At 58.3% G+C, this 22,644-nt stretch carries 18 protein-coding genes; 8 read left to right on the top strand and 10 right to left on the bottom strand.

From position 1 onward, the window contains the following. Window positions 1-23: 23 nt before the first annotated feature. Window positions 24-1,010, top strand: a complete 987-nt coding sequence (locus tag PHD44_RS05110; RefSeq protein WP_300188783.1) for a 2-hydroxyacid dehydrogenase — start codon at window positions 24-26, stop codon at window positions 1,008-1,010. Window positions 1,011-1,365: 355 nt separating this feature from the next. On the opposite strand, the gene murI is transcribed toward PHD44_RS05110, so the two are convergent. Next, window positions 1,366-2,232, bottom strand: a complete 867-nt coding sequence (murI, locus tag PHD44_RS05105; protein ID WP_300188780.1) for a glutamate racemase — start codon at window positions 2,230-2,232, stop codon at window positions 1,366-1,368. A 184-nt stretch (window positions 2,233-2,416) separates the two neighbouring features. Here murI and phoB point away from each other — a divergent pair, with 184 nt between their 5' ends. Further along, a complete protein-coding gene (phoB, locus tag PHD44_RS05100; protein ID WP_300188777.1) occupies window positions 2,417-3,109 on the top strand; it encodes a phosphate regulon transcriptional regulator PhoB in 693 nt (230 codons plus the stop codon). Between the two features lie 6 nt (window positions 3,110-3,115). Then, entirely contained in the window at window positions 3,116-4,534 is a 1,419-nt protein-coding gene (gene phoR, locus PHD44_RS05095) for a phosphate regulon sensor histidine kinase PhoR (protein ID WP_300188774.1), read from the top strand. Window positions 4,535-4,571: 37 nt separating this feature from the next. Here the strand turns inward: phoR and PHD44_RS05090 are convergent, their stop codons facing one another. The 9 genes from PHD44_RS05090 to PHD44_RS05050 form a co-directional block, all read right to left on the bottom strand. Continuing rightward, a complete protein-coding gene (locus tag PHD44_RS05090; RefSeq protein ID WP_300188771.1) occupies window positions 4,572-4,946 on the bottom strand; it encodes an SCP-2 sterol transfer family protein in 375 nt (124 codons plus the stop codon). 525 nt (window positions 4,947-5,471) lie between these two features. Beyond that, the gene (locus PHD44_RS05085; protein WP_300188768.1) at window positions 5,472-6,935 is read right to left on the bottom strand and encodes a sigma-54 dependent transcriptional regulator; all 1,464 of its coding nucleotides are present in this window, start codon (window positions 6,933-6,935) and stop codon (window positions 5,472-5,474) included. Window positions 6,936-6,963: 28 nt separating this feature from the next. Next, the gene (locus PHD44_RS05080; protein WP_300188766.1) at window positions 6,964-8,598 is read right to left on the bottom strand and encodes an ATP-binding protein; all 1,635 of its coding nucleotides are present in this window, start codon (window positions 8,596-8,598) and stop codon (window positions 6,964-6,966) included. 39 nt (window positions 8,599-8,637) lie between these two features. Then, window positions 8,638-8,889 carry a PP0621 family protein gene (locus PHD44_RS05075; RefSeq protein WP_300188763.1) on the bottom strand — a complete coding sequence of 84 codons (252 nt, stop codon included), beginning with the start codon at window positions 8,887-8,889 and terminating at the stop codon, window positions 8,638-8,640. A gap of 79 nt (window positions 8,890-8,968) precedes the next feature. Continuing rightward, window positions 8,969-10,219 carry a peptide-methionine (S)-S-oxide reductase MsrA gene (gene msrA, locus PHD44_RS05070; RefSeq protein ID WP_300188761.1) on the bottom strand — a complete coding sequence of 417 codons (1,251 nt, stop codon included), beginning with the start codon at window positions 10,217-10,219 and terminating at the stop codon, window positions 8,969-8,971. Between the two features lie 214 nt (window positions 10,220-10,433). Continuing rightward, window positions 10,434-11,321 carry a glycosyltransferase family 2 protein gene (locus PHD44_RS05065; protein ID WP_300188758.1) on the bottom strand — a complete coding sequence of 296 codons (888 nt, stop codon included), beginning with the start codon at window positions 11,319-11,321 and terminating at the stop codon, window positions 10,434-10,436. A 75-nt stretch (window positions 11,322-11,396) separates the two neighbouring features. Continuing rightward, a complete protein-coding gene (locus tag PHD44_RS05060; protein ID WP_300188756.1) occupies window positions 11,397-12,305 on the bottom strand; it encodes a ProQ/FinO family protein in 909 nt (302 codons plus the stop codon). 47 nt (window positions 12,306-12,352) lie between these two features. Beyond that, complete coding sequence (locus tag PHD44_RS05055) at window positions 12,353-12,829, bottom strand: hypothetical protein (protein WP_300188753.1); 477 nt, start codon at window positions 12,827-12,829, stop codon at window positions 12,353-12,355. A gap of 16 nt (window positions 12,830-12,845) precedes the next feature. Further along, window positions 12,846-14,096 (bottom strand): MFS transporter, encoded by a 1,251-nt coding sequence (locus PHD44_RS05050; protein ID WP_300188750.1) that lies wholly within the window; start codon window positions 14,094-14,096, stop codon window positions 12,846-12,848. A gap of 81 nt (window positions 14,097-14,177) precedes the next feature. On the opposite strand from PHD44_RS05050, the gene PHD44_RS05045 reads away from it, so the two are divergent. From PHD44_RS05045 to gltB, 5 genes are all read left to right on the top strand, one after another. Continuing rightward, entirely contained in the window at window positions 14,178-14,468 is a 291-nt protein-coding gene (locus tag PHD44_RS05045; protein WP_300188749.1) for a YcgL domain-containing protein, read from the top strand. 84 nt (window positions 14,469-14,552) lie between these two features. Then, a complete protein-coding gene (locus PHD44_RS05040; protein WP_300188747.1) occupies window positions 14,553-14,984 on the top strand; it encodes a hypothetical protein in 432 nt (143 codons plus the stop codon). 118 nt (window positions 14,985-15,102) lie between these two features. Then, on the top strand, window positions 15,103-16,230 hold the full coding sequence (gene aroB / locus PHD44_RS05035; RefSeq protein ID WP_300188745.1) for a 3-dehydroquinate synthase: 1,128 nt from the start codon (window positions 15,103-15,105) through the stop codon (window positions 16,228-16,230). 12 nt (window positions 16,231-16,242) lie between these two features. Beyond that, window positions 16,243-17,751, top strand: a complete 1,509-nt coding sequence (locus tag PHD44_RS05030; protein ID WP_300188742.1) for an SPOR domain-containing protein — start codon at window positions 16,243-16,245, stop codon at window positions 17,749-17,751. A 279-nt stretch (window positions 17,752-18,030) separates the two neighbouring features. Then, window positions 18,031-22,491, top strand: coding sequence for a glutamate synthase large subunit (gltB, locus tag PHD44_RS05025; RefSeq protein ID WP_300188740.1), 4,461 nt, complete (start codon window positions 18,031-18,033; stop codon window positions 22,489-22,491). Window positions 22,492-22,644: the final 153 nt, after the last annotated feature.

Here is a 22,644-nt window from a genome sequence, read left to right as displayed (position 1 = left end):
ATTCAGCAGTAGGAGATTTCGCCATGCGTGTTGCCGTGTTCAGTAGCAAACCCTACGATAAGGAAAGTCTGACCCGAGCCAATGCGGCTTTCGGGCATGAACTGCAATTCTTTGAAGCGGCACTAAATCTCCAAACATGCAGCCTGGCAGAAAATGCCGAGGCCGTCTGTGTGTTCGTGCACGATCAGATCGACGCGCATCTGCTGCGCTGTCTGGCGGGGCGCGGCGTCAAGGCCGTCGCCCTGCGTTGTGCCGGCTTCAACAACGTCGATCTGCCCGCCGCGCGTGAAGTGGGCATTGATGTGGTGCGGGTGCCGGCGTACTCACCTTATGCCGTGGCCGAGCATGCGGTGGCGATGATGCTGACGCTCAACCGCCATACCCATCGGGCCTATAACCGGGTGCGCGAAGGCAATTTTGCGCTCAATGGCCTGCTCGGGTTCGATATGAACGGCAAGACGGTCGGCATTGTCGGCACCGGGCGAATCGGCACCGTACTGGCCCGCATCATGCTCGGCTTCGGCTGCACCGTGCTCGCGTACGATCTGTATCCGAACGATGAATGCAAGGCCCTGGGCGTGCGGTATGTCTCGCTGGATGAACTACTGCCGCAAAGCGACATCATCAGCCTGCACTGCCCGCTCAGTGAGGAAACACGCCACCTCATCGATTCGAAGGCCATCGGCAAAATGAAGCGCGGTGCCATGCTGATCAATACGGGTCGCGGGGCTTTGATCGACACCCGTGCAGTGATCGCAGCGCTCAAGCGCGGCCACATCGGGGCGTTGGGTCTGGATGTGTACGAACAGGAAGAAAATCTGTTCTTCGAAGATCACTCCGAGGAGATCATTCAGGATGATGTGCTTGAACGCCTGATGACCTTCCCCAATGTACTGGTTACCGCCCATCAGGGGTTTTTTACCCGAGAGGCGATCGACGCCATTGCGAAGATCACGCTGAATAATCTCAAGCAGGTTGAAGCGGCTGAGCCCTGCCCGAATCGCCTGTAAACACAAGCCATCCGTGATCGGCCCGCGCGCCGGCTTGTGAACGCCAGCTTAATGTGAAGCAGGCGTAAGCCCGCGTTCAGAGATTCCCTTTTCGCCACAGGGCTCAGATTCGCTCGCGAGGCTATGCGCCTTGAGTTGTGCGTGATGGGATGGGTAGTACACGGGCACGGCCTTATAAATTAAGGGCACATCGAAAGGTTTTTCGATGTGCCCCATATTTTATTGATTTTTGCGATTATCGTAATTTTGGTGCGGGTTATTCAGGGACGCAGAATATAACCATTCCATTTCACCCAAGGGAACCTCGAAAACACCTTCCATGGAATTTTTTGGGGAACCCCTTTGTCTTGCAGGTTCAGGGAACCGCCTCGTGTGTACATGACCAATCGGGGCTCGTGCTTTGGGCAGACCGTACATCGACTGCACGCCCCAGTAGTGTGGACATGACCGTGCGCGCATGATCTGTCGATGCTGCGGTAGTGAAAAACTGATCCTCGATGCTCCGACCATCCGATGCGGCGACGCTGGATGAGCCGATGCGCCGCCCGACCTGTCTGGCTACGGCGGCCGACGAATCCAGTATGGTCACATCCGGCCCAACGATGGCTCTGATCTGCCGAGCCAGATACACATAGTGCGTGCATCCCAGCACCAGCGTGTCCGCCCCGGACGCGAGCAGCGGTTCGACGTAGCGACGAATGAGTTCGTAAGTCTTCGGATGTTCCATTTCCCCCCGCTCGACCTGCTCCACAAACCCGGGGCACGGTTGAAGAAGCACGCGCGTGTTGGCCCCGTGTGTGCGGCACAAGCGCTCTACGGCCGGGCTCTCGATTGTTTTGCGGGTGGCGAGCACGCCGATGGCGCCAGATCGGGAATGCTCTATCGCGGGTTTGATCGCCGGTTCCAGCGCGATGATGGGAATCGAGAATTGCCTGCGCAGTTGCTCCACGGCGATGACCGTCGCCGTATTACAGGCGACAACCACGGCCTTCGCCCCCGCGGCGACAAGAAACCCGGTCATGGCAACTGCCCGTTCTGTGATGAAGTCGGATGAGCGATCTCCATACGGTGCATGGCCTGAATCGGCAATGTAGATGATGTCTTCCGCAGGGAGCGCATGGCGAACCGCCTGATAAACAGAAAGGCCGCCCACACCCGAGTCGAAAATGCCGATAGGCGCCGAGGGGCTGAGAATCGAGGAGGTGAGATTAGTTGTTTTCACAGTGCATTCGTGTGAGTGCCAGGCGATTTTGCCCGGTTTCTTGGGATTATGCAGAAAACATACAAAAAGATGGCGATTATTTGGAAGTTCCCTGCTTGGAGAATCGGGCGGTTTGTCATATTGTCATAATCGTGTCATTCCCTTGCGGTCAAATAGTCATCACCCTGCAACACGAGCATTCATCATGGCACGCAAAACAATTTTGATCGTTGAAGACGAGAAACCCATTCGGGAGATGGTGACGTTCGCCCTCGGGCGCGCGGGCTACGATCTGATCGAAGCGAGCGATGTTTCCGAAGCATTCGAACAACTCTCGCACAAACTACCGGATCTGGTCTTGCTGGACTGGATGCTTCCAGGCGCAAGCGGCATCGAATTCGCCCGGCGCATGAAGCGGGATGAACTCACACGGGATGTGCCGATCGTCATGTTGACCGCGCGCGGCGAGGAAGAAGACAAGGTCAGCGGCCTCGAAGCCGGTGCCGATGACTACATCACCAAACCCTTTTCACCGCGGGAATTGATGGCGCGCATCAAGGCTGTTCTGCGTCGCGCATCACCCGATAGCGAAGGTGGCGTGATCGAAGTGGCGGGCTTGCGGCTTGATCCGGAAAGCCATCGGGTGACGGGCGGCAGTGTCGATATCGAAGTTGGCCCGACCGAATTCCGTCTTCTGACCTTCTTCATGACGCACCCGGAGCGCGTGTTCAGCCGGACGCAATTGCTCGACCGCATCTGGGGCCGCAACGCCTATGTGGAAGAGCGCACCGTCGATGTCCACATTCTGCGGCTGCGCAAGGCCCTGGTGCCCAGCGGGTTCGATGCCCTGATTCAAACGGTACGCGGCGTCGGCTACCGGCTATCCAGCAAAGCCTGATCGATCGTGCCACAGAAAATACTCAACACCGTCAAACGACCCGATCGATCTCCCACTGCCCGATACAGGCACCAAGACCGGATATGGCGCCTGAACGCCGCACGCTGGCGGCAGGAATTGCTGTTACTCCTGCTCTCTGCCGTGCCGGGCGGGGTTCTGTTCATGTTGGGTGGCGCAATCAGCTGGGCCATCGCCCTCACGTTTGCCTGTTACGCCCTCTCGCTGCTGTATCGGTTGATGCGTCTGGCGCGTAACGTCCGGCGTCAATTCACCGGTCAGACAACCTACGGTCTGACCGGCCTGATTCAGGATCGCCAACGCCGTGTACGCGCCTCCTGGGTTCGGCGACAACGCAAGCTGGTCGATTTGTTGAAGCGCTACCATCGTTCCGCCATGTCGGTACCGGATGCGATGGTGGTGCTGACCCCGTTGCGTGAAATCGAGTGGCTGAACGATGCCGCCTGCGATCTGCTGAATCTGACGCAGAACGATGTGGGCCTGCGTATCGACAACCTGATACGCGATCCCACATTCGTGAACTGGCTGGGGGAAGGCGCTTCGGGGCGCGTTCTGGAATTCCAGTCTCCGGGCGATGAGCAACGGGCGCTGAATCTGCGCATGGAGCCCTATGGCGAGGATCGCAGCCTGCTGATCGGACGGGACGTGACGGCACTCTATCGTCTTCAGGGCGTGCGGCAGGATTTCGTGGCCAACGTGTCGCATGAATTGCGCACGCCGCTGACCGTGCTGGCGGGCTACCTCGAAACCCTGCTCGACAGCGAGGAAGATACGCAGGGTGAAATGTTCCGCATCCTCACCAACATGCACCAACAATCTGAGCGTATGCGTCGCATCGTCGAAGATCTGTTGCTGCTTTCGCGACTGGAAACCTCGCGCCCCGACGAGGAGTATTTCGAGTCCATCGACATGCGCAGTCTGCTCGAAACCGTCGCTCACGACGCACAATTACTGTCTGGCGCAGAACAGCATCAGATTCTGCTGGAAGTAGACCCGGGGCTATGGCTGGTCGGCATCATGCGAGAGCTGCACTCAGCCTTGTCGAATCTGGTCTTCAACGCCGTCAAATACACCCCCGGCGGCGGTACGATCACCATTCGCTGGCAGCAAAACGAAAAAAACCAACCCGTTTTTGAAGTGGAGGACACCGGCATCGGCATCGAGCCGCGGCACATTCCCCGCTTAACCGAACGCTTCTACCGGATCGACGTGGCGCGATCACGCACGCGCGGCGGCACGGGGCTGGGCCTGGCGATCGTCAAACACGTGATTCTGCGACACGATGCCAAGCTGGACATCACCAGCCAACTCAATCAGGGCAGCGTGTTCCGGGTCACCTTCCCTGCCTCGCGCGCCGAGCGCCACAACGCGCCGAATCTGACAACAGGCATGAAAAACGCCCAGTAAAGGGCGTTAATTTAGAACGGGACATGAGTTGGTTGCGTCAGGCCGCCACTTTACCCATCAGACCAAAGCTTTTCACGAACGGGCCGGCCAAGGCTGGGTTCTTGATCATGGTGGCGTAATCGCCGGCAAAAACCTTCAGTCGCCCCAAGGCCACGGCGGACCCGAGTCCCACCATACCCGGCGGGGAATCCTGCCACTTCTCCCACTGCTCGGGAGCGGCGCGCATGTCCCAGTGCAGTTCGCTGCCGTCATAAGCCCCTGCGTAAACGATCTTGCCCTGTTCGACGCGAACATACGCCTTAGGTGCCGGATCATCAGGGAAGCCCACCCCGATCGTCGTTGAAAAACCCGCCTCGGACAACGCGCCGGCAACTTCCGGCGCGGCATTCCATTGTTGTTGATATGCATTCATCCATTCTGTTCCGAACAATTCCATCTTTTCACCGCCTCCTAGTGTACTGTTTCGCTCTTGGGGGTACTTTCAGAGTCCTCCGAATGTGTCAGGACAAGGCGCCGTGCGCAGGCAATGGCCACGCCCTTGGCAAGCACGGCAACGCCGTCATGGCGCATTCGGAGGACTCCCTTCGGGCGAGCCGCTGGCCGATCATCTGCGGTGTTGCGCCCGCTTGCAAGGGGGTGGCCCTTGCGGCGCGGGCGCGCCTTGCATCTAATCGGCCAGCGACTCGCTGAAAGCACCTCCAAGAGCGAAACAGTACACTAGCTGAGTGATTATCCAATAATCGGCATCGAATCTAAGTGCGTCGCCGATCACCTCAGTACACGGGCCTCTTGCCCGATGCCTGGATTATTCGCTCATCCCGGAGCCTGTCCAAGTAAATTCGTTAATACTAAATTAGTTATTCGCTCATAGGCCGAGCGAACCCTGGCGTATCGCACCACATCAAAACACACGGATCACCAACGGTAAGCGATGGGCTTATTCGACACCCCATTTAGCCAGTCGATAGCGTAGTTGCCGCAGGCTCAACCCCAAACGCCGGGCCGCCTCGCTGCGATTCCACCGGGTCGTTTCCAGCGCGCTCAGCACCTGCCGCTGTTCTTCCGCTTCCAATGCACTGGTCGGTGGCGCAGCGCCCCAAGTTGACTTGACGACCCCTGATGTATCGAGATGAGCATTATTCTGATCGATCGCCGGGGTAAGCGCGCCCGTGTCGGGGAAATCGGTCAGTGCGGCAACACCGAGCAGATCACTGTCGGTCAACGCAATCGCCCGCTCCAAGAGATTTTCCAATGCCCGAACGTTCCCCTCGAATGACTGCTGGGCCAGCCAGTGCAAGGCATCCGCAGTAAGGTGCGGGGGACGACGGTGCTCCCGTTCGGCCAGTTTGCCCAGAATATGGGCGCAGAGTTCGGGTAGATCTTCCAAACGAGCGCGCAGGGGCGGCACGCGCAGCTCGATCACATTGAGGCGGTAAAACAAGTCGTGACGGAAGCGCCCATCGCGCACCGCCGCATTCAGGTCCTGATGCGACGCGGAGATGATGCGCACATCGATGGGGACTTCGGTCAATTCACCCACCGGGCGCACCTTGCGCTCCTGAATGGCGCGCAATAACTTGACTTGCAGGCCAAGCGGCAGATCGGCCACCTCGTCCAGAAACAGGCTCCCGCCTTCCGCCGCACGGAAGAGCCCCTCATGCGCCTGATGCGCCCCCGTGAATGCGCCTTTCCTGTGACCGAACAACTCGCTCTCGATCAATTCAGCGGGAATGGCGCCGCAGTTGACCGGGATGAAGGGGCCATCTGCCCGACCGCTGAGTTCATGAATCTGTCGCGCTACCAGCTCTTTGCCTGTGCCCGACTCGCCGCAGATGAACACCGGTGCCTGAGATCGCGCCACCTTGGCAATGGTCTCGCGCAGCATCTGCATGGCACGCGACTGACCGATCAAGGGCGATTTGGCCGCTGCGTTCATGCCAACATCGGGCTGACCATCCCCAGGCGCTGTTTCCTGCTGAGTTGCACTTACCCCTTCAGCATCCAGTGTTGCCCCATCAGTGGCCGAATCAAGCGTTCTGGCCTTTAATGCATCGCGCAACAGACGCTTGAGCACCAACTGTTCGATCGGCTTGGACACAAAATCGAATGCGCCCGCCTTGAGGGCGCGTACGGCCGCATCCACCTGCCCATGCGCCGTAATCACCGCCACAGGCAAATCGGGAAAACGCTGGCGAATCTCATCGAGCAGATCAAGCCCGTCGCCATCGGGCAGGCGCATGTCGGTCAAACAAAAACTTAACGTGTGGCCCAGCTCGGCCAACTGAGCGCGCGCGCTGGCCAGATCGGCGGCCAGATGACAGGTCACGCCTTCACGGCGCAACGATAGGGCGATCAGCGTGCGAATATCCAGTTCATCATCAACGATCAAGCAAGCGGTCATAAACAAAATCCCTATTCATGAAGCGCCATCATACCGCGCGCGGACAACGGAGCACAAAGCAGGTGCCGGTCGAACCGGCGGCATCATTCCCTGCGGCTTCGGCGTAGAGTTGCGCGCCATTGGAGAGGGCAAGTTCCCGACTGACATACAATCCCAGTCCCACGCCTTCGACGTGTGTCGTGAAAAAGGGCTCGAACAACGAATGAGTGGCCGTATCGGACAAGCCGGGGCCGCGATCACAGACACGGATCGTCACCGTATCCGGCTCGACGAGCTGACAGGCAATATTCAAATAGGTCACACCATCGGCACTACGACCATGCCGCATCGCATTGGTAACGAGGTTATCCATAATCTGCCAGAGATGTGAGTTATCAAAGGTCAATGCGCAGGCCTTATCGGCTTTTGCCGGTGCTTGCCAGACGACCGAGTTAGCCTCCCAGTCGAGCCGATGAAGCTCGACAAACTCGGCCAGCCATTGGGTGAAATCAATACGGGTCGGCTGCACCTGCGGCCTGCGCGCGACATCCAGCACACCTTCGACCAGCGTGTTGATGCGCGCACTGTGGCGGATGATGATCGGGATCAGCTCGGCGCGTTCCTCTTCCGACGTCGAATCGGCGAGCAGCTCACTGGCCTGGCGAATGGACGACAAGGGGTTGCGCACTTCATGCGCGATACTCGCCGTCAACCGCCCTAATGAGGCCAGTTTGTTCTGCTGCACACGGGCATCTTCGGCAGACAGATCCACCAGAACCACCAGTGCCCGCTGTCCCAGTTCGGTTTGAAGCGCGTGGAATTCCGCCCTGAATCGATGCGGCTCGTCACACTCGATATGTTTGGTGATCCGCCCGTCGTACCAGTCCTGCAGTGCATTCGCCAGCGCGGGATGCGTATCCCGTAATCGCAATTTGGATGGGGGTTTCCCCTCGACACTCCGGACATCACTCCGTCGGCGGGCCGCCAACAGTTGTCGTGCCGCCGTATTGATATAGTCCACTTGCCCGGTCGGATCGCTGATCAGGATGCCATTCGGCGACCGCTCGATAATCTGGACGGCCAAGGTAGACAGATAATTAATTTCCTTTTCCTTGCGTTGAGTCAGACGCTCTATACGCTGGACGCGCTGCTCGAATGTTGCCACCAGGATCGCCACCACGAACAGGGCAAAACCCAGAAAGCCCGCAGCCGCAAACTGACGTTCTTCGTGATCGACCAGAGAGGAAACCATCGTCTCGCCCAGTACCATGATGCTGGCCAGGGCGGCATAGCCCATCGCGGCCGTAGCGCCCAACAAGACCGCCGACAGGCCGACCGCAATAATCATCAACAGGGCAATGCCACCACCCGGACCACCCGATGCATGCATCACCAGCACCAGAACAATGATGTCGCCGAGCGCGTGCAAATGCGCCTGCGGACGGAAAGGCAGGACATGCAGTTCAAGCAGGAACTCGAACCCCATCGCAAGGACAAGATAACCCCAGGCCACAAAACCGAACAGGTAGGGATCCTGCTGACCGAAAACCTGCGGGCCCCGGCCGGAAATAGAGGCAGCGACGAGCGCAAAGGCAAGAAAAACACGGTAGGCATTGACGAGACGAATACCCCGCCAGTTGTCGGCTTCGGAACCGGATCTGGTGTTGGGGCGAGTCTGAATCATTGGGCCTCGATCATTGATGTCGGGTCATGGTTTCGCGGATCACGAATGATCGCTTGAGGAATGCCGATCATGCCATTTCTGGGCATGCTCCCAACTGCAAAAAGAGTGCCCATCGCGCATCACCGCCTTGTTTTTTGCCGTGAACACGCCGCACTCGGCACAGCGGATCGTCTCGAAGGTGTCGAGCGGCTTGTCGCGTGGCAATCGCGGTGCCGTGCGTGCACGACGCTTGTATACCACGTAACCGACAATCCCGAGAATGATGACGATCCAGAACAATAATTTAGACATGAAATCTTCACAGTAAAAAATCAGGGCACATACAAGAACTGCCGCTTATCTTACTGCGTTTGGCCCGGGAACCAGATAACTAATCCGGCACGAAATTCAGTACATCGCCGTTGATGCAGTAGCGTTTGCCGGTCGGTGGTGGGCCATCATCGAAAACATGCCCCAAATGGATGCCCGAGCTGGCGCTGATCACCTCGACGCGGTGCATGCCGTAGGCATTGTCCTCTCTGAGCTCGATGGCGCCCGGTAGGGGATTGAAGAAACTCGGCCAACCGGTGCCGCTGTTGAATTTGGTGTCGCTTCGGAACAAGGGTGCACCGGTAATCGGATCGACGAAGGTGCCGGGGCGTTTTTCGTCCAGATGCGATCCTGTTCCCGGCCGCTCCGTGCCTTGCTCAAAGGCGATTTTCTGTTGTTCCGGCGTTAAAAGATGAAAGCCGAGCCATTTCCAGAATCGGTCCTTGTCGCCGTTGTAGCCGGTGTATCGGGATACTTCCTTGCCCTGCTCGAAGAGCACGATGGTGGGCGTGGCAAACAGGGCTTTCTCCAACGTCCAGCCCTTGGGTGGATTGGGGTTGAGCGTGGCGACGACCGGCACAGGCGAACGCCAATCGGCCAGCACGTCTTTCTTGAACTGGGCGCAGAACGGGCAATCATGCGCTTCAAACACGATCAGTTGACGATCGGCATTCAAATCCGCCGCGACCAGTTGCGGTGCCGGGGCAGAAGCGGCCTGATCACTGCCGGGATAGGCCACGCCGGTGCCGCCCAGACCACAGTAGCCGTTCGGGTTTTTCTTGAGGTAGTCCTGATGGTATTCCTCGGCGGTATTGTAATTACGCAACGGTGCAATCTCGGTGGTGATCGTGCCGCGTCCGGCGCGCGTCAAGGCTGCTTGATACGCGTCTCGCGTTTCCAGTGCGACCGCCTTTTGCGCGTCGTCATGGTAATAAATCACGCTGCGGTAGTTGCTGCCGACATCGTTACCCTGACGATCACCTTGAGTCGGGTCATGGTTTTCCCAGAATTTGATCAGGATGGTTTTCAGGCTCACTTTGGCCGGATCAAAAGTGACCTTGATGACTTCGGCGTGATTCCGCTCGTTAAGCGCACCCCGGCGGATGGCCTGCTCGTCGTTCAGAATCTCGCGATAGCCAACCCGCGCCTTGTCACCGCCCGCATAGCCGGATTCGACATCCACCACACCGGGGATTTCCGACATGCGCTTTTCCGCACCCCAGAAGCAGCCCATGCCCAAAACGATCGAGTCGGTGGCCACGGGGCTTGTTTGACCTGCGCCGGTATCGGCCGCGTGAACATTGCTTGCCATGAGTACAATCCCTCCGATCAATAAACCTAACTTTTTCCAGATCTGCTTTCGACTGCTTTGAAACATGACTCATTTCCCACGTATTTGTTTGTGCTCTGAGTGTAGTTCGATCAACGATGAAATTCCGTTACAGAAATCATACGGGCAGCCTGATGAGAGCGGGCAGAAAAAACGGGGTGATTGGGAAAAGGGCGGAAGTGCCTTTTTTGACAGGCTATTCGTGCCGGGAATCGGGCCGATTGCCGCTGTCCTTGTACATCAACTGCGTGATCTGCTCGGAAACAAGGCCAATCAGAAAAATGGTGACCGCTGCGCTCCACAAAAACACCGATGCCAGCGACAAGCGATTGAATTCACTGTAGGTGTACAGGTAATAGCCCAGACCGACTATGAAATGCAGCAGGGAAACCGGCAGGAACAATTTGAGGGGGGAGTACAGGGTGCCGATCTTGAAGATGATCAGCAAAAAACGGATGCCATCCTTGACGAGCCGAATATGGCTTTTGCCAATCCGCTGGGCTGCCATGATCGGGACATAGGCCACACCATAGCCGGCGCGGAAGAACGCCATTGTGCAGGTGGTGGGGTAGGAGAATCCGTTGGGCAACAAATAGAGAAATTCACGGAATTTATCGGCGCGCACGGCGCGAAAGCCGGAAGTCAGATCTTCGATCTTCTGACCGGTCATCCAGGAAGCCAGCGCATTGTAGAAGCGGTTGGCCAAACCACGACCCACACTGGCCTGTGAACCGGATTGGCGCGCGCCCACCACCATGTCCAACCCGTCATCGAGCCGGGCAAGCAAACGGGGAATATCCGCCGGATCGTGTTGACCGTCGGCATCCATGAACACCAGCACCTCGCCGGTCGCGTGACGTGCGCCTGTTTTGATGGCCGCGCCATTGCCCATACTGTAGGGATGAGTAATGACCCGTGCCCCAGCCGCTTCTGCCACCTGGGCCGTATCATCGGTCGAGCCATCGTTGACCACGAGAATTTCCGCATCGGGAAAGGCCAGACGAATCCGCCTGACGGTATCCCCCACCGCCCCCACTTCATTCTTGGCGGGCAGGATGATCGAGAGGGCGGTTGAAGCCATCATGGCATGGGGTTCCTTAAAGGGTCTGATTGAATACAGCGGTCTGTTATCGATCTAATCTGGCTGTTAACCGGGCGCTTAACCGGGCTTGCCGAAGTGCTGTGCCAGACGGGCGAGCTTCTCTTCCATACTCAGGTTCTCGGTTGCGGGTGCCGCAGCCTGAGTACCGGAAGCCACCGGCTTGTCTGATCGCGGAGGGCGCGCCTGATCCCGGCGCGGACGGCGCGGACGCTGCCCTGATGGTGTGCCAGCATCTGCATCACGCCCTTTTCCTTCGCTGCCATTGGCGGGGCGCGGTTTGCGGGCCTGCTTGGAACGGGACGGTTTCTTGCCCTCCGCGGGCTCATCCGCGGCCTGCGCTCCCGAGGCTGCATCCTCCGGATTCTGTTCAGCTTGGCTTGCTTTTTGGCGCGCTTCTCGCTGTTGCTTGATCGCTAGGATCTGGGCTTTGGCAAACTCGCGCGCCTTATCGTCCACTTCCTCGGCCGGTTCTCCCGCGAGCGTGATGCGGTGCGTGTTGTGCACCATGCCGTAGTGGTACGACAACCGGGATGTATAAAATTTGATGCCCGTGCGAATCGCGTGGCTGTTCAAGCCATCGAGTTCAGCCGGACGATTCGCCAGAATCTGCTGCAACACACCGATCGTCAGTGGCTTGACCGAGCGCGGCTCCGCAAAGAAAGCCGAAGGCCAGGCCGCGACCAGACGGGCGATGACTTCCTGCGGCGGAACCCGCTTTTTGGCGGGTTTATCCGTCTTTTGTTCAGAATCTGTGGGCTCCGAATCTGTCTGCTCCAACCCTGTCTGCATGGAGTCAGCGCTGGACTCAACTACTTGTTCCACGGATGTTTCAGAAGTCATGTCGGCTTCTGCCGATGCCGTAGCATCCGGCACCGATGCCATGGGGCCGGTCTGATCAAGAGCCAGATCGCGGGATGGGGATTGATCAGCCGCATCAGCGGCAGGGCGGGAAGATTGCTCGGTCATATTCAAACGCTACTGGCCATGGTACAAAGGAAGTCAGGATGCGGAGCTTAACGGTTTAGCAAGTCGTACACCACATCGGTGACAACCCGTCCGGCCAAATTGGCGATCACCACGTCGGCACCCACCTGATAATAACGGTATCCGGGCGGCAATGGCTGCAACCCGCGCACAACCTCGTAAGGCAGTGGGGCATAGGCATACGGTGGTGGCCAAGGTGCGCCGCGATAGAGTTTTTTGGCTTGCCCCGGCGGCAGTCGATGCGCATGATTCTTGTGCCCGTGGCGGCGATACCAGTCGTTGATGTAGTACTGCTCTCGGGTGGTGATTTGGTAGTGATCGTGCCCACGATCCGCTCGCTCACCACGACGATCATCGCCGCGATCATGGTCGCCACCGTGATGTTTATCCGATCGATCTTGTCCGCCAGCCCAAGGTGGCGGGTCGGCACGCGCAACCGTGCTGCCGACACTCACGCTGAACATACCGGCCACAACGGCCATTAAAACCTGATTTCTCAAACGCATAGCACACCCTCCCGGGTTAATTCGGCGAACGATCCATTTGCTGGATCATCGACCTAAGTTTGAATAATAACCAAAGCCCGGGCAAAGCGGCGATAAAAGTCAGCACAAAAAAGCTGGGCCACCCCAAGGCGGTTACCGTCAACCCCGCAACCGGCCCGAGATAAACACGCCCCAGGCTGGCAATTGCCGACAACAGGGCAAATTGCGTGGCGGAATAACGGATGTCGCAAGCGGCCATCAGCAAGGCGACAAAGGCCGCCGTACCCAGCCCGCCCGTGAAATGTTCCAGCGCGATGACCGGCACCATCAACTCCAGGCTGGGCGCCACTGCCAGCAGGGCGTAACCCAGATTCGTCACCGCCTGCAATACACCAAACACCATCAGCGAGCGAAACAGCCCCAGCTTGATCATCCACAAACCGCCGAACAAACCGCCGACGAGGGTGATGACCAACCCCAGTCCATTGTTGATCAGGCCAATCTCGGCCAAGCTGAAACCGGCACCGCGAATAAGGAACGTGGTTGAAAGCGCACTGGCGAAGGCATCACCGAATTTGTACAGCACAATCAGTGCCAGCAAGGCCCAGGCTTCGCGTCGTCCAAAAAACTCCCGCAGCGGCTCGACCACCGCTGCCATCAAGCTCGGCGGTGCCAGCTCCAGGGTGTTTTTCTCCGGGGCAATCAAGGTGGCGACGATGCCGATACCCATGAACACGGCCATCGCCGTATAGGTGAGCGGCCAACCGAAATATTGCGCGAAGATCATCGCCAGACTACCGGCCGCCAGCATTCCGAGGCGATAGGCCATAACGAACAATGCCGCGCCAAAACCACGCTCTTCGGGGCTGAGTGTGTCAGTTCGCCACGCATCTATGGCGATATCCTGCGTGGCTGAAAGTGTCGCCAACATCAATGCCAAAAGAGCAAAGGCCCAGATCTGGCTTTCCGGTTTCGTGATTGCCATGGCCAGCAACGCCAGCGCGATGGCGACCTGCGCCAGCAACATCCAGCTTCGACGCCGCCCCAGCCAGCGCAGGCTGTATCGATCGAGCAAAGGCGCCCAGAGAAACTTGAGCGTATAGGGCAACCCGACCAGCGCAAACAAGCCGATTGTGGACGTGCTGATATGACTCACCGTCAACCATGCTTGCAAGGTACCGGAACTCAACAGGAATGGCAGCCCCGAAGAAAACCCAAGCAACAGAACCGCCAGCTCGGTTCGCGAGGTCAGGACACGGCGAAAAGGGGCTAACCAGGCGGTATTCATGCTGCGCATCCTCGCATGAAAAATCGGTTTACGCTGCATTTGCGATAAACTTCGCCTCGTTCACCACCAAAATTGATCACCATGCACTGCACTATCTACAAAAGCCTGAAAAAAGCCGATTTGTATCTGTTTCTGCCCAAGGGCACCTTGCCGGAAACGCTGGACGCGACAATACTGGCACCTTTTGGCCGACTCGAAGAGGTCATGCATCTGGATTTGAGCGTGGATCGCGCGCTGGCCCGGACGGATGCGGCCACCGTGCGCCACTATCTGTCGACGCTCGGGTTTTATGTGCAAACGCCGCCCGGAAGCCAGAACTGGGCGCATTGGGACAACCTCAAGGCCGGCATTGCGCGGCCAGCTGGCCCATAGCCTGTAGCCTGTAGCCCGGCTTCGAGATTCCGGCCCATCCCGTTCGATACCCGAGTCCATACTCTGTTTTAAGGAGCCTTCGCCTTGCGACCATTGACCTTTTTGACCCGTAGTCTCTTTTCGCTGGTTCTTTTGTCTGTTGTTTTTATGTCTCTGGGCGGCTGCCTGTTCAACAACGGCCCCGACAAGGACTCCGTGCGACAGATTCTGCAAGATCAACTCGATCCGTCCGGCAAAGTCATCGTAGTCGAACACATCGATTCCCTCAATTCGGCCGAACACGATCAGAAATGGACGGTCGATACCGCCGCCACATTGATCTTCAAACAAAGCGCAGAACAGGTTGCCAAATCACTGCAAAGCGCCGATTCGGCCAGCAGTTTACTGGGCACCGTCGGGCAAATTGGCCTGATGCTGCAATTCGGCAATTTCAAGGCAGGACAAACGCAAACCTATCACGCGCGCCTGCAACTCTTGAAAGGGTCCAGCGGCTGGATGCCGGTAGAGCGTAAATAATGCCGCTCGACGTCGCCACGCTGCGGCTGCCGCGTTTCCATCTTCCTGATATAGTCCATAACTTGAGGACTGTATCGTACTCGTCCAACTTACTGTCTCCATGAACGAAGGTGGCCCCATGCCAGATACTGCAGCTGCAATCACGAACACCGCTCCCCTGGTTGTTGACCTGGCAGATCGCAGTTATCCGATCTACATCGGGGTCGATTTACTCAAGCAGCCCGAGCTGTTGGCCCGACACATTCCGGGTGACACCGCGGTCGTCGTCTCGAACACCACCGTTGCCCCGCTTTATGCCGATGCGTTGATCAACGGATTAAGTGAGTTCAAGAAAGTCGAACAGATCGTGTTGCCGGATGGCGAGCAGTACAAATCCCTTGAGGTACTCAGCACCATTTTCGATGCCCTGGTGGATGCGCGCTGCGACCGCCAGACCACGCTGGTTGCCCTGGGCGGCGGCGTGATCGGCGACATCACCGGCTTTGCCGCCGCCAGCTACCAGCGTGGCGTGCCCTTCATCCAGATTCCGACGACACTGCTCTCGCAGGTCGATAGCTCAGTTGGTGGAAAAACGGGGGTCAATCACCCTCGCGCCAAGAACATGATCGGCGCGTTTTACCAGCCCCGTTGTGTCATCGCGGACATCCGTACGCTCGACACCCTGCCCGATCGGGAACTGTCGGCCGGGTTGGCGGAAATCATCAAGTACGGCCTGCTCTGGGATGTGGATTTCCTCGACTGGATCGAAGCCAATATGGCCAAGCTGCGCGCCCGTGACGAAGCCGCTTTAAAACACGCCATCACACGTTCTTGCGCCATCAAGGCCGATATCGTCAATCAGGACGAACGTGAAAGCGGCCTGCGCGCCCTGCTCAATCTGGGGCACACCTTCGGTCACGCCATCGAAGCAGGTATGGGCTACGGCAACTGGCTTCATGGTGAGGCCGTGGGTGCCGGCATGTGCATGGCGGCCGACCTTTCCCACCGGCTCGAATGGATCAGTGCTACCGATCTGGCCCGCGTTTATCGCATTGTGGCCGCCGCTGGTTTGCCGACAAGCAGCCCAAGCGAGCTCAGCGTCGAAACGATCCGCAGCCTCATGGACAGTGACAAGAAAGTACAGGCCGGACGGCTTCGACTGGTTCTGCTGCACGGCCTCGGTTCGGCGCTCGTCACCGATAAGGCTTCGGAAGAAACCCTAATGGATACGCTACGACACACCCATGCAACGGCCTCTTTGATTTGAATGGACACCCTCATGAATACCGCGCAGCAACACGCCCTCGAACAAGCCAATCTGATCACGCAACTGATCAAGTACGCCGACCGGACGATCCTGGTCGAGAGCGCATCCGAACCGGAACGACGGGCATTCGTCAAACTGCTGGACGATCAGCTGCCGGATCACATCGACATCCTCGGCCTGAGAGCCAGCCCGACCACCACCCCATCGGCGATCATCACCCTGGTCACCGACGCGTTGCAGCTCTCGCCGAGAATCGAATCCCCACAAGAACTGGCCACCGCCGCTCACGAAGCGCTCACGGCATCCGAACGCATTCTGGTCATCATTGAAAATGCCCATGCATGGCTCAACACCCCGCAATGGTCAGAGATGGTCAGTTACCTGCGTGCGGCGCACGACTATGCACCAAACCAACTGCTGTTCCTGTTAACGGGCGATATCGGTCTGACCGATCAACTCCGGCTCGAACCCGAACTCTCCGAAATGCAGAGTGATATGCACCCGTGCCAACTGCTGGGAGAAGCTCCGCCTTCAACAGAACAAACATCTACTGAAGCACCGGCCGCGGCAACGACCCAATCACTGTTCGTCGATGACCCAGAAGCTGGCAGCCGTTTCAGTCCGTCCGATCACCTAACGCCGCCCAAGCGCTTCAGTCCGACATTACTGATCGCTGCCGGCATCAGTGTGGCCATTATTGCCTTCGGCGGTTTCGCGCTACTCACCCGCTCCACCGACAAACCGGCAGAACCCCAAACCCTGCCGCTGACGACCCAAACACCGACCCAAACACCGACCGAAACACCGGCCACAACGGCACCATCACTGGCCAGCAACGACACGTCGCAAACAGGCAACCCGTTGCCGAATGACGGCGCAGCCAGTACCCCGGGCATCCAGGACAATCAGATCACCGCGTCGCCTTCACCGACGACATCGCCCGCCGCCGCCCCGGCCGCGCCCCAATCAGATGAAACGACCACGCCGACACCAGCTCCGGCCACCAAACCGGCAGGAACCGACAAAACTGCTGAGCAAGCAGCAGCCCCGGTCGTGAGTGAGCCGCACCTGATCCCACCCAAGCCTCAGACACCAGTGGACAAGCCGGTTGAGCACGTAATAAAACCGGTGGAAAAAACCGCTCCACAGGTGAAGGCCGCAGCCCCGGTCGCAAAAGCAACCAAGCCACAGCCAGCCGTCAGGCACGTTGACGTCAAAGGGGTGGACAATGCGTGGTATCGCGCCCGTGCCCCGAAGCGTGCCTCGATCCAGTTCGGTGCGTTCAACGATGAGAAAGCAGCGCTGGGCTTCATCAAAAAATACGCTGCGAGTGCGCACATCAACGACTGGCATGTGTTCTCCCAGACCAAGAACAATCAGGTGCTGTACACCGTCACCGCGGGCGACTTTGCCACGCTGGAAGCTGCGCGCAAAGGCGTCACACAGTTGCCTTCCACCCTGCAAAAACTCAAGCCGTACCCACGGTCGTTCGGCTCTATCCGCGCGGTCTTAACGCCCTGACCGTTCAGCCAAATCGGCGCACATCGCCCTGCAAGCTGGCGTAAATTTGCCAGCTTTGCCACATGCCGCTAAAATTCGGCCCCATTTTGTCCGTGAAACACACGGTAGATGCTATATTTTGACAAGCAATGGAAAGCAACGGATGGATTCTGGGCTTTCACTTGCCGGCCCGTCAGGCCTTTGCTTGATCCGCTGCACCGCCCGCCCCAGGCTTGAGAGCGCGCTCTTGAACACGGGTTTCGGGTCTGTATTTTAAGAATGAGAAGAGGTTTTAGCCTGATGAATCGCGCCCCAACCGCCGGTCTGTATCACCCGAGTTTCGAAAAGGACAACTGCGGTTTTGGCCTGATCGCCCATATGGACGACCAGCCCAGCCACAAACTGGTTTCCACGGCCATCGAAGCACTGGCGCGCATGACCCATCGTGGCGGTATTTCTGCCGACGGCAAATCAGGCGATGGCTGCGGCATTCTGCTGAAAAAACCAGATGCTTTTTTCCGTGCAGAAGCAGGAAAGCTGGGCTTTACGCTGGCCGATCAATATGCCGTCGGCGTGGTCTTCGTCGGCCGTGACGCGGCATCTGCCCAAACCGTTAAAACCACCTTGGGCGAAACACTCGCGGCACAGGGCCTGACGGTCGCCGGCTGGCGCGATGTGCCCGTCGACCCTTCCGTGCTCGGTTCCATTTCTGAATCCAAACGCCCGGATGTACTGCATGTATTCGTCAACGCGCCAGCGAATCTGACCGCGCGCGAATTCGACACGCGTCTGTACATAGCTCGCCGCGTAGCCGAAAAACGTCTGGCCGACGATCCGGTGTTCTACATGCCGTCGATGTCGGCTCAGGTGATTTCCTACAAGGGGCTGATGATGCCCGACGATCTCGCCGGTTTTTACCTCGATCTCAAGGACAGCACGCTCACCTCATCCCAGTGCGTCTTCCACCAGCGCTTCTCCACCAACACCTTCCCGGAATGGCGTTTGGCGCAACCGTTCCGCTATCTGGCGCACAACGGCGAAATCAACACCATTCGAGGCAACCGTAACTGGGCCCTGGCGCGCTCCAGCAAGTTTGAAACACCACTGATTCCCGACATGAGTCTCGTCACCCCGCTGGTGAATACGACCGGTTCCGACTCCTCTTCCATGGACAACATGCTCGAAGCGCTGCTGGCCGGTGGCGTCGACATGCTGCGCGCCATGCGCATGATCGTGCCGCCTGCCTGGCAGAACGTGGAACACATGGATGCCGATCTGCGTGCGTTCTACGAATACAATTCCATGCATCTGGAACCCTGGGATGGCCCGGCCGGTATCGTGATGACCGACGGCCAGACCGTGGCCTGCGCCATGGATCGCAACGGCCTGCGCCCGGCCCGCTGGGTCATCACCAAAGACCGTCACATCACGCTCGCCTCCGAAATCGGCGTATGGGATTACGATCCTTCTGATGTCGTGAAAAAGGGGCGCGTTCGCCCCGGTCAGATCATCGCAGTCGATACGGCCAAAGGCGAGTTGCTGGCACCCGAGGCCATTGACGATCTCATGAAAGGTCGCCAGCCCTACCGTGCCTGGCTCAAGGCCCATGCCGTGCGACTTGCCAGCGCGCTGGACGAAGGCCAGCTCACCAGCCAGCCCTTCGATGTCGATACATTGAGCCAATACGAAAAAGAGTTCCTGCTCAGCTTCGAGGAACGCGATCAGGTCATCCGCGTCATGGCGGAAGATGGACAGGAAGCAATCGGCTCGATGGGCGACGATGCGCCGATGGCCGTCCTCTCCCAGACCCAGCGCTCGCTGTACGATTATTTCCGCCAGCAATTCGCGCAGGTGACCAACCCACCAATCGATCCGCTGCGCGAAGCCATCGTCATGTCGCTCGAAACCTTGATCGGGCGCGAGCGCAACATCTTCGCGGAAACACCCGAGCATGCGCATCGCCTGCAACTGGAAACCCCCATTCTGAGTGAAACCAAGTTCCAGGCACTGGTGGCGCAAACCGATCCCGATTTTGCGTCCTGCCGCATCGACCTCAACTACCCGGTCAATGAAGGCCTGCAATCGGCGATTGAGCGGGTTTGCGACGAAGCGGTCGCCCAGGTTCGTGCGGGCAAGGTCATCATCGTATTGTCCGATCGCGGCATCAGCGCCGATCGCCTGCCGATTCATGCCCTGCTGGCCACCGGTGCAGTCCATCACCGTCTGATCCGCGACGGTCTGCGCACCGATGCCAACCTCATCGTTGAAACCGCCACCGCGCGCGACCCGCACCACTGTGCCGTTCTGTTGGGTTATGGCGCCACCGCCATCTATCCGTATCTCGCCTTCGAAGCCATCGAAAACATGCGGCAAACGAAGCAGATTTCGGCGGATAGCAGCGAAAAACTCACCAGCAATTATGTCAAAGCGCTGGGCAAGGGCCTCAAAAAAATCCTCTCCAAGATGGGGATTTCCACCGTGGCCAGCTACCGCGGCGCCCAATTGTTCGAAATCATTGGTCTGGCGAGCGAAGTGGTCAACCTCTGCTTCAAGGACACCACCAGCCGGATCGAAGGCGCACGGTTCGTCGATCTCGAAGCCGACCAGAAAATCCTGCACCGTGAAGCCTCACTCAAGAGCAAGCGGCCACGTCAGGGCGGCCTGCTCAAATACATCGATGGCGGCGAGTACCATGCCTACAACCCGGATGTGGTGCAAACCCTGCAACAGGCAGTCAACACCGGGGATTTCTCGCTGTGGCAGCAGTATTCGGCCCATGTGAACCACCGCCCGATCGCCACCTTGCGCGACCTGTTCGATTTGGCACACGATACCCAGCCGATCCCGATTGATGAGGTCGAATCACTCGAATCCATCATCCGCCGTTTCGACTCGGCGGGCATGAGCCTCGGTGCGCTTTCGCCCGAGGCCCATGAAACGCTCGCAGAAGCCATGAACCGGCTGGGCGCCCGTTCCAACTCGGGTGAAGGTGGCGAAGACCCCGCGCGCTTCGGCACGGCCAAGATGAGCAAAATCAAGCAGATCGCCTCCGGACGGTTTGGCGTCACCCCGCATTACCTCGTCAATGCCGAAGTGCTGCAAATCAAGATTGCGCAAGGGGCCAAACCCGGCGAAGGTGGGCAGCTGCCCGGCCATAAAGTCGATGCGTTTATCGGACGCCTGCGTTATGCCCGCCCCGGTGTTGCCCTGATCTCCCCACCGCCGCACCACGACATCTACTCCATCGAAGATCTGGCGCAACTGATTTTCGATTTGAAACAGGTCAACCCCGAAGCCCTCGTTTCGGTCAAGCTCGTCTCCGAGCCGGGCGTCGGCACCATCGCGGCCGGTGTCGCCAAGGCCTACGCTGATCTGATCACGATTTCCGGCTACGACGGCGGCACCGGTGCCAGCCCGCTCACCTCGGTGAAATACGCCGGTTCACCGTGGGAACTGGGGCTGGCCGAAGCGCATCAGACCCTGCGCGCGAACGACCTGCGCGACAAGGTTCGCCTGCAAACCGACGGCGGACTGAAAACCGGTCTGGATGTCATCAAGGCCGCCATTCTGGGCGCCGAAAGTTTCGGTTTCGGTACCGGCCCGATGATTGCGCTGGGTTGCAAGTATCTGCGCATCTGCCACCTCAACAACTGTGCGACAGGCATAGCCACGCAGAACAAGGTGCTGCGCCTCGACCACTTCAAGGGTAATGTCGAGAAGGTGATGAATTACTTCCGCTTCATCGCCATGGAAGTGCGTGAGCTGCTCGCGCAACTGGGCGTGCGCTCGATCGATGAACTCATCAGCCGTACCGATCTTTTGAAGCAACGCAAGCCGCAAACCGAAAAGCAGGCCAATCTCAATCTGGACGCGCTGATTTCAGATGGCGGCCTGATTAGCGACGCTGCCACCTGCTGCATCGCGCCGCACAACACCCCGCACGATCAGGGCGAACTCGCAGAAGAGATCGTGCGGCAGATTCTGCCCGCCATCGAAGCGAAAACGGGTGGTGAATTCAATTTCAACATCAAGAATATCAACCGCTCCATGGGTGCTCGCATATCCGGCGAAATTGCCAAACACTACGGCAACCTTGGCATGGTGGATGCGCCGATTCACCTCAAATTTACCGGCATTGCCGGCCAGAGTTTCGGGGTGTGGAATGCAGGCGGCCTGAACATGACACTCGAAGGCGATGCCAACGATTATGTCGGCAAAGGCATGGCCGGGGGTGAACTTGTCATTTACCCGCCCAAAGGCAGCACATTTACCACCTTCGAAACGCCCATTATCGGCAATACCTGCCTGTATGGCGCCACGGGTGGGCAACTCTACGCAGCAGGCCAGGCAGGCGAGCGCTTTGCTGTTCGCAACTCCGGCGCCGTTGCCGTCATCGAAGGTTGCGGCGACCACGGTTGCGAATACATGACCGGCGGCATCGTTACCATTCTCGGCCGCACGGGCGTGAATTTCGGCGCCGGCATGACCGGTGGTTTTGCCTATGTGTTGGATGAAGCCAACGATTTCGTTGACCGCTACAACCATGAGCTGATTGACATCAATCGTCTGCAAGCGGCAGAACTGGAAAGTCATCGCCAGCACCTGCGCGGCACGTTGGAAACCCATCTGGCCAAAACCGGCAGCGCACGGGCAGCGGAAATTCTGGAATACTTTGAACTGTTCCTGCCGAAGTTCTGGCTCATCAAGCCCAAGGCAACCGACATCCACGATTTGATGGCCACACTGGTTAACGCCGCGTAAGGTCCATCGAAGGGCTTTGTTGAATGGATACCCACTACCACCTCGCGGTATTGTGGGCATCCGTTTAACTGTTCTGACAGGTATTGACAGACAACCTGCCCCAGCCCTTAAATGTTTTTTGCATTACCGCCGCTCAAACTCTCAGTTGCGCGG

Source organism: Halothiobacillus sp. (assembly GCF_028710545.1).
Taxonomy (GTDB): domain Bacteria; phylum Pseudomonadota; class Gammaproteobacteria; order Halothiobacillales; family Halothiobacillaceae; genus Halothiobacillus.
Note: the sequence above shows the minus strand (reverse complement) of the source record. Positions and strands in the feature narration are given on the sequence as shown.

Bases quoted from the DNA above. Each gene is read 5' to 3' on its own strand.
- PHD44_RS05110 (WP_300188783.1), top strand. From the start codon at position 24: ATGCGTGTTGCCGTGTTCAGTAGCAAACCCTACGATAAGGAAAGTCTG.
- phoB (WP_300188777.1), top strand. From the start codon at position 2,417: ATGGCACGCAAAACAATTTTGATCGTTGAAGACGAGAAACCCATTCGG.
- PHD44_RS05090 (WP_300188771.1), bottom strand. From the start codon at position 4,946: ATGAATGCATATCAACAACAATGGAATGCCGCGCCGGAAGTTGCCGGC.
- PHD44_RS05085 (WP_300188768.1), bottom strand. From the start codon at position 6,935: ATGACCGCTTGCTTGATCGTTGATGATGAACTGGATATTCGCACGCTG.
- PHD44_RS05080 (WP_300188766.1), bottom strand. From the start codon at position 8,598: ATGATTCAGACTCGCCCCAACACCAGATCCGGTTCCGAAGCCGACAAC.
- PHD44_RS05075 (WP_300188763.1), bottom strand. From the start codon at position 8,889: ATGTCTAAATTATTGTTCTGGATCGTCATCATTCTCGGGATTGTCGGT.
- msrA (WP_300188761.1), bottom strand. From the start codon at position 10,219: ATGGCAAGCAATGTTCACGCGGCCGATACCGGCGCAGGTCAAACAAGC.
- PHD44_RS05065 (WP_300188758.1), bottom strand. From the start codon at position 11,321: ATGATGGCTTCAACCGCCCTCTCGATCATCCTGCCCGCCAAGAATGAA.
- PHD44_RS05060 (WP_300188756.1), bottom strand. From the start codon at position 12,305: ATGACCGAGCAATCTTCCCGCCCTGCCGCTGATGCGGCTGATCAATCC.
- PHD44_RS05055 (WP_300188753.1), bottom strand. From the start codon at position 12,829: ATGCGTTTGAGAAATCAGGTTTTAATGGCCGTTGTGGCCGGTATGTTC.
- PHD44_RS05050 (WP_300188750.1), bottom strand. From the start codon at position 14,096: ATGAATACCGCCTGGTTAGCCCCTTTTCGCCGTGTCCTGACCTCGCGA.
- PHD44_RS05045 (WP_300188749.1), top strand. From the start codon at position 14,178: ATGCACTGCACTATCTACAAAAGCCTGAAAAAAGCCGATTTGTATCTG.
- aroB (WP_300188745.1), top strand. From the start codon at position 15,103: ATGCCAGATACTGCAGCTGCAATCACGAACACCGCTCCCCTGGTTGTT.
- PHD44_RS05030 (WP_300188742.1), top strand. From the start codon at position 16,243: ATGAATACCGCGCAGCAACACGCCCTCGAACAAGCCAATCTGATCACG.
- gltB (WP_300188740.1), top strand. From the start codon at position 18,031: ATGAATCGCGCCCCAACCGCCGGTCTGTATCACCCGAGTTTCGAAAAG.